At 58.5% G+C, this 7,018-nt stretch carries 8 protein-coding genes; all 8 read right to left on the reverse strand.

The features are described from left to right. Nucleotides 1-127: 127 nt before the first annotated feature. Nucleotides 128-1,480 (reverse strand): sigma E protease regulator RseP, encoded by a 1,353-nt coding sequence (gene rseP / locus ACIGDJ_RS27800; RefSeq protein ID WP_397504698.1) that lies wholly within the window; start codon nt 1,478-1,480, stop codon nt 128-130. Between the two features lie 53 nt (nt 1,481-1,533). Next, nucleotides 1,534-2,724 carry a 1-deoxy-D-xylulose-5-phosphate reductoisomerase gene (gene ispC, locus ACIGDJ_RS27805; RefSeq protein WP_101157870.1) on the reverse strand — a complete coding sequence of 397 codons (1,191 nt, stop codon included), beginning with the start codon at nt 2,722-2,724 and terminating at the stop codon, nt 1,534-1,536. Next, nucleotides 2,721-3,527, reverse strand: coding sequence for a phosphatidate cytidylyltransferase (locus ACIGDJ_RS27810; RefSeq protein WP_397480251.1), 807 nt, complete (start codon nt 3,525-3,527; stop codon nt 2,721-2,723). The genes ispC and ACIGDJ_RS27810 overlap by 4 nt, the downstream gene beginning before the upstream one ends. Beyond that, nucleotides 3,527-4,282 (reverse strand): polyprenyl diphosphate synthase, encoded by a 756-nt coding sequence (gene uppS, locus ACIGDJ_RS27815; protein WP_039762463.1) that lies wholly within the window; start codon nt 4,280-4,282, stop codon nt 3,527-3,529. Before uppS ends, ACIGDJ_RS27810 begins: the two co-directional genes overlap by 1 nt. A gap of 14 nt (nt 4,283-4,296) precedes the next feature. Next, nucleotides 4,297-4,854: a ribosome recycling factor gene (frr, locus tag ACIGDJ_RS27820; protein WP_101157866.1), complete on the reverse strand. Its 558-nt coding sequence runs from the start codon at nt 4,852-4,854 to the stop codon at nt 4,297-4,299. After that, nucleotides 4,851-5,594, reverse strand: a complete 744-nt coding sequence (pyrH, locus tag ACIGDJ_RS27825; RefSeq protein WP_003222124.1) for a UMP kinase — start codon at nt 5,592-5,594, stop codon at nt 4,851-4,853. The genes frr and pyrH overlap by 4 nt, the downstream gene beginning before the upstream one ends. Nucleotides 5,595-5,804: 210 nt before the next feature. Next, nucleotides 5,805-6,668: a translation elongation factor Ts gene (gene tsf, locus ACIGDJ_RS27830; RefSeq protein ID WP_016771476.1), complete on the reverse strand. Its 864-nt coding sequence runs from the start codon at nt 6,666-6,668 to the stop codon at nt 5,805-5,807. Nucleotides 6,669-6,859: 191 nt separating this feature from the next. Beyond that, on the reverse strand, nt 6,860-7,018 hold a 159-nt coding region (locus ACIGDJ_RS27835; protein WP_397504699.1), incomplete at its 5' end, for a 30S ribosomal protein S2.

Raw genomic sequence — 7,018 nt, forward strand, 5'->3', positions numbered from 1 at the left:
AATTCGGCGATCATCAAAACGGTGAGAACCGCAGTTAGCAGCAGACGTTTCATGAAGTCATTTCTTATTCCAACTGGAAATAATCAAACTGCCGCAAAATGCGGCAGATTCGCAATTCAGCGAAGCGTTACAGTCGACCCAGATCGTTGACCAGAGCAAGCAACATCACCCCGACCACCAAACTGATACCGATCTGTATCCCCCAACCTTGCACCCGATCCGACAAGGGGCGACCACGCACCCACTCGATCAGATAAAACAACAAATGCCCCCCATCCAGTACAGGAATGGGCAGCAAATTCAGAACGCCCAGGCTAATACTCAGATAAGCAAGGAAATTCAGGAAATCAGCGACACCCGACTGGGCAGAAGCGCCCGCCACTTTAGCAATGGTTATCGGTCCACTCAAGTTTTTTACCGAGAGCTCGCCGAACAGCATTTTCTTCAGTGAATCCAGCGTCAGAATGCTCATGGTCCAAGTGCGACGGGCGCCCTCGCCAATCGCGGCCAGCGGGCCATAGCTGACCTCGCGGATCATTTCCGGCGGCCAGTCGATGGCTTTCACGCCAGCGCCCAGATAACCGCTTGGCGATTTGCTTTCACCGCGTGCCGCCAGGGTCACAGGCACGTCGATTTGAGCATTGTCGCGCTCGATGCGCAGCATGATTTTGGTATCAGGACGCGTACGAACGGTATCGACTACCTGCTGCCAGTCATCGAGCGGCTGCCCATCGAGCGCCAGCAAGCGATCGCCGGTTTTCAGCCCGGCCGCCTGAGCCGGGCCTTTCGGATCGAGCTCGGCAAGCACTGGCGGCAAGGCCGGACGCCACGGACGGATACCCAGCGAACGGATCGGATCCGGTTCGTCGGCACCCTTGAGCCAGTTATCCAGTGCCAGCGTGCGCGGCGACTCAGCGGTCGAGCCCTGGTCGCGCACCAGCAATTGAATCGCACCGCTCTCACCGAGACGACGCACCAGTTGCAGATTGACCGCCGCCCAACCGGAGGTTGGCTCGCCATCGATCGAGACGATCTCCTGACCAGCATTCAGACCGGCCCTGGCGGCAATACTGCCGGACTCGACCGCACCAATGACCGGGCGAACCTGTTCGCTGCCAAGCATCGCCAAAACCCAGAAGAACACCAGCGCCAGCAAAAAGTTGGCAATCGGCCCGGCGGCGACAATGGCGATACGCTGACGCACCGATTTGCGATTGAACGATTGGTCGAGCTGATCGACCGGCACTTCGCCTTCGCGCTCGTCTAGCATCTTGACGTAGCCGCCCAACGGGATCGCCGCTACGACGAATTCGGTGCCTTGCTTGTCATGCCAGCGCAGCAGCGGCATGCCGAAGCCCACGGAGAAACGCAGAACCTTGACGCCACAGCGACGCGCGACCCAGAAGTGGCCGAATTCATGGAAGGTGACCAGCACACCCAGGGCGATCAGGGTGCCGGCAATCATATAGAGCGCGCTCATCTACTTTCTCCGCAATCCTGTTCAGTGTCGCGTGTCGCCATTGAGTTGCAAAACTATCGGCCGTGCCGACTCAACCATTGCTCAGCCAGCATTCGCGCTTTAGCGTCCGCCGTAAACACGGCGTCGAGGTCGCTCAGCGCCACCACCGGCTCCAGATTCAAGACTTCCTCGATGATACTCGCGATTTCCAGATAGCGGACCCGTCCGTCGAGAAACGCTGCCACGGCCACTTCATTGGCCGCGTTGAGCATCGCCGGAGCGCTGTCACCAGCTACCGCCGCTTGACGAGCCAACCGCAGGCAGGGGAAACGACCCTCATCGGGCGCCTCGAAATCCAGTCGCGCAATGGCAAACAGATCCAGTGGCGGTACGCCGGAGTCGATGCGCTCCGGCCAGGCCAAAGCGTTGGCGATCGGCGTGCGCATGTCAGGGTTACCCAACTGCGCCAATACCGAGCCGTCCACATAATCGACCAGAGAATGAATCACGCTCTGCGGATGGATCACCACCTCGACTTGCGCAGGTTTGGCATCGAACAACCAGCAGGCTTCGATCAGTTCCAGGCCCTTGTTCATCATGCTCGCCGAATCCACGGAGATCTTGCGCCCCATCGACCAGTTCGGATGCGCGCAAGCCTGCTCAGGCGAAACATGCGCCAGCTCGGCCATCGGCGTCTGCCGGAAAGGACCGCCTGAGGCTGTCAACAATATCCGCCGCACCCCCACCGAGCTCAAGCCGCGCGAGAAATCCGCTGGCATGCACTGAAAAATCGCGTTGTGCTCACTGTCGATCGGCAGCAGAACCGAGCCGCTTTTGCGCACGGCCTGCATGAACAGAGCGCCGGACATTACCAATGCTTCTTTATTGGCCAAGAGAATCTTCTTGCCCGCCTCGACTGCCGCCAGGGTCGGACGCAGCCCGGCCGCACCGACAATGGCTGCCATCACCGCGTCGACTTCAGGCGCCGAGGCGACCTGACACAAGCCCTCCTCACCTACCAATACGCGAGTCGGCAAGCCGGCTGCACGCAAGTCATCCTGCAAACCGCGCGCCGCAGCACCTTCGGGCACTACGGCAAATTGCGGGACATGACGCACGCATAACGCGAGCAACTCGCTGAGGCGCGAGAAGCCACTCAATGCGAAAACCTGATAACGCTCAGGATGACGTGCGATCACATCCAGAGTGCTCAGACCAATCGAACCGGTCGCACCCAACACCGTAATCTGCTGGGGGCGACTCACGGTGCGGCCATCCAGAGCAATACGGCAAATACCGGAATGGCAGCGGTCAGGCTGTCGATACGATCCAGCACACCGCCATGCCCGGGCAGCAGATTACTGCTGTCCTTGATGCCGGATTGACGCTTGAACATGCTTTCGGTCAGATCACCGACCACGGAAATGAAGACGATCAGCGCAGCGCCGATCAAGCCTTTGAGCAGCTCGGCCACGGTCCAGTCGCGTACCAGCCCGACAACCGCAGTGATCACCAGACTCAGCGCCAGACCACCGTAAACGCCTTCCCAGCTCTTGCCCGGGCTGACCTGCGGCGCCAGCTTGCGCTTGCCGAACTTGCGCCCGGAAAAGTAAGCACCGATGTCCGCGCCCCAGACCAACACCATCACGGCCATGATCAACCAGTTACCCAGCGGATATTGCTTGATCTGCACCAGGCCCTGCCACGCAGGCAACAGGATCAGCAGGCCAATGACCAACTTGGTCGCCGCTGTGGACCAATGCGCGCTGGAGCGTGGATACGTCAGCACCAGATAAGTCGCAATCGCCCACCAGATCACCGATGCACCGAGCACCCAGGGCGCAAGGCCCGGCAGCACATATATGACGAACAGCATCAAGGCGACCACAGCGGCAAAGCCGACGCGGAACGACTGTGCTGTGAAGCCGGCCAGACGCGCCCATTCCCAGGCACCGAGGCTCACCACCAGGCCGATGAACAGCGCGAAGCCGGCACCTTTGAGCAGGAAAAACCCGCACAAGGCAATCGGCAGCAGGATCAGTGCAGTGATGATTCTTTGCTTGAGCATTAAACCCGGGCTCCAGCTTCGACCTGTTCGCTCGTTTTACCGAAACGACGCTGGCGCGAAGCGAAATCGGCCAGCGCGGTGCGCATGGCTTCGTGTTTGAAGTCCGGCCAGAACAGGTCGGAGAAGTACAGCTCGGCGTAGGCCAGCTGCCACAGCAGGAAATTGCTGATGCGATGCTCGCCACCGGTGCGAATGCACAGGTCAGGCAACGGCAGATCGCCGGTGGCCAGACAGGTCTGCAGCAGATCCGGAGTGATGTCCTCCGGGCGCAAGTGCCCGGCCTGAACCTCACGCGCCAGACGCTGCGCGGCCTGAGCGATATCCCACTGACCGCCATAGTTGGCGGCGATCTGCAGGACAAAGCGATTGGCACCGACCGTCATGGCCTCGGCCTCGCGCATCGCCGCCTGAAGCTCAGGGTGGAAGCGCGAGCGATCGCCAATGATGCGCAGGCTGATGTTGTTGTCGTTGAGGCGCTTGGCTTCGCGACGCAGCGCCTTGAAAAACAGATCCATCAAGGCACTGACCTCATCGGCCGGGCGCTGCCAGTTTTCGCTGGAGAAGGCGAACAGGGTCAGGACCTCGACCTTGGCCTCAGCGCACACCTCAATCACCGCCCGCACAGCATCCACGCCCGCTTTATGCCCGGCGACACCCGGCATAAAGCGTTTTTTCGCCCAGCGATTATTACCATCCATGATGATCGCGACATGGCGCGGCACCGCGGACGGCGCAGTCTGCTTGGTCTTGTCCATTTAAAGCTCGACCCTTATACGGCCATCAGGTCTTTTTCTTTCTCGTCCGTGGCCTTGGTAATCAGGGCCTCGGATTCTTTGGTCAGCTTGTCGATATCAGCGATGGCACGACGCTCTTCGTCTTCGCTGATTTCCTTGTCCTTGACCAGTTTTTTCAGCTCACCCAATGCGTCACGACGAATGTTGCGCACAGCAACGCGCGCGTCTTCGGCTGCGCTGCGGGCCTGCTTGGTGAAGCCTTTACGCGTTTCCTCGGTGAGGGCCGGCATAGGGATCAGCAGCAACTCGCCAAGGTTGGTCGGGTTGAGATTCAGACCGGCGCTCTGGATTGCCTTGTCGACAGCCGCGAGCATGTTGCGCTCGAACGCCACGACCTGCAGGGTGCGCGAATCTTTCACGGTGACGTTGGCGACGCTGCTCAGCGGAGTGTCAGTGCCGTAGTAAGGCACCATGACGCTGCCGAGAATGCTCGGGTGAGCCTTGCCGGTACGGATCTGGCCGAACGCGTGGTTCAGGGATTCCAGGGATTTCTGCATACGCGCTTGGGCGTCTTTCTTGATTTCGTTGATCATTGTTGGCCTTCCTCGATCAAAGTCCCTTCAGCGCCGCCGTGCACAATGTTCAGCAGGGCGCCGGGCTTGTTCATGTTGAATACGCGCAGCGGCATCTTGTGATCGCGGCACAGGCAGATAGCAGTCAGATCCATCACGCCCAGCTTGCGATCCAGTACTTCATCATAAGTCAGATGATCGAACTTCTCGGCATGCGGGTCTTTGAACGGGTCTGCGGTGTAGACGCCATCAACCTTGGTCGCCTTGAGCACAACGTCGGCGTCGATTTCGATCGCACGCAGGCAGGCAGCCGAATCCGTGGTGAAGAACGGATTGCCGGTACCGGCCGCGAAGATCACGACGTCTTTGGAGTTCAGGTGGCGCATGGCTTTGCGGCGATCGTAGTGATCGGTTACGCCAACCATTGAAATGGCCGACATGACGATGGCGGAGATATTGGCACGCTCCAGAGCATCGCGCATGGCCAGTGCGTTCATTACGGTAGCCAGCATGCCCATGTGGTCGCCGGTGACACGATCCATACCGGCCTTACTCAGGGCTTCGCCACGGAACAGGTTGCCACCGCCGATTACCAGACCGACCTGGACGCCGATGCCAACCAGTTGACCGACTTCCAGCGCCATGCGATCCAGAACCTTTGGATCGATCCCGAACTCTTCCGAGCCCATCAGGGCCTCGCCGCTAAGCTTGAGTAGAATGCGTTTATAGCGAGCCTGATAACCACTGCCCTGCTGAGCCATTGCGAATCTCTCCTGCGGCGTATTTAAAATTCTTTGCGAGCTGTTTACAGCTGGCGTTCACTCTAGCTTGGCGCTGCTGCAGCGCCATCGGAACATGGCTTTGTAAGTCAGTTCCGGACGGAAACCAAATAAAAAATTTGGTACCTCATCTGAAAAGAGGCTGCGCGCGTTAGCGGGCAGCCTCTTTTGGGCGACAGTTGAAAAACCGTCTTATTGCTTGGCGGCAGCCAGCTGGGCAGCAACTTCTTCAGCGAAGTTGTCGACCGGCTTCTCGATGCCTTCGCCTACTTTGAAGTAAGTGAAGGAAACGATTTCTGCGCCGGCTTTCTTGGCCAGCTCGCCAACCTTGACTTCAGGGTTCTTGACAAACGCCTGCTCGACCAGGCTCGCTTCTGCCAGGAACTTGCTGATACGGCCCTTGACCATGTTTTCAACAATGTTTTCTGGCTTGCCTTTGATCTTTTCTTCGTTCAACTGCAGGAACACAGCTTTCTCACGCTCGATCGCTTCGTCGGAGACTTGCGAAGGCAGCAGGAACTCAGGGTTGCTTGCCGCAACGTGCATGGCGATGTCTTTGGCCAGCTCGACGTCACCGCCTTTCAGGACAACCGCAACACCGATCTTGTTACCGTGCAGGTAAGTGCCGACAACGTCACCCTCTACGCGGACCAGACGACGGATGTTGACGTTCTCGCCGACTTTGGCAACCAGAGCTTCACGAGCCGATTCCTGAGCGGCGATCAGCGGAGCTGCGTCGGTCAGTTTTTCGTCGAAAGCTTTTTCTACGCTGGCAGCAACGAAGTTCTTGAAGTCGTCTTGCAGGGCCAGGAAGTCGGTCTGCGAGTTGACTTCCAGCAGCACGGCTGCCTTGTCATTCGATTTGATGGCGATTGCGCCTTCAGCGGCAACGTTGCCGGCTTTTTTCGCAGCCTTGATCGCGCCCGAAGCACGCATGTCATCAATGGCTTTTTCGATGTCGCCGTCAGCCTTTTCCAGGGCTTTCTTGCAATCCATCATGCCTTCGCCGGTACGCTCGCGCAGTTCTTTGACCAACGCCGCAGTAATTGCTGCCATTTTCAAATTCCTCTTGGATAGGTTTTCAACCATTCCACCCGATCGAACGGGCGATCAATTCTTCCCGAACCAACTTGTAGCTGCTGCACGTTACAGACGCTGTAGCTGCGCTGCCGACAAATGGTTTTCGAGGTGGCAAAAAGGGGGCCAAGCCCCCTTTTTGCTTACTGAGTCAACGCCAGGGGCGTCGATTACTCAGCTGCAGCCTGAGTTTCTTCGGCTGCGAATTCAACAGTACCGCCAGCAACATTGTTGCGACCACGGATAACTGCGTCAGCCATCGAACCCATGTACAGCTGGATAGCGCGGATTGCGTCATCGTTGCCTGGGATGATGTAGTCAACGCCTTC

Source organism: Pseudomonas sp. NPDC079367, assembly GCF_044542195.1.
Lineage (GTDB): Bacteria > Pseudomonadota > Gammaproteobacteria > Pseudomonadales > Pseudomonadaceae > Aquipseudomonas.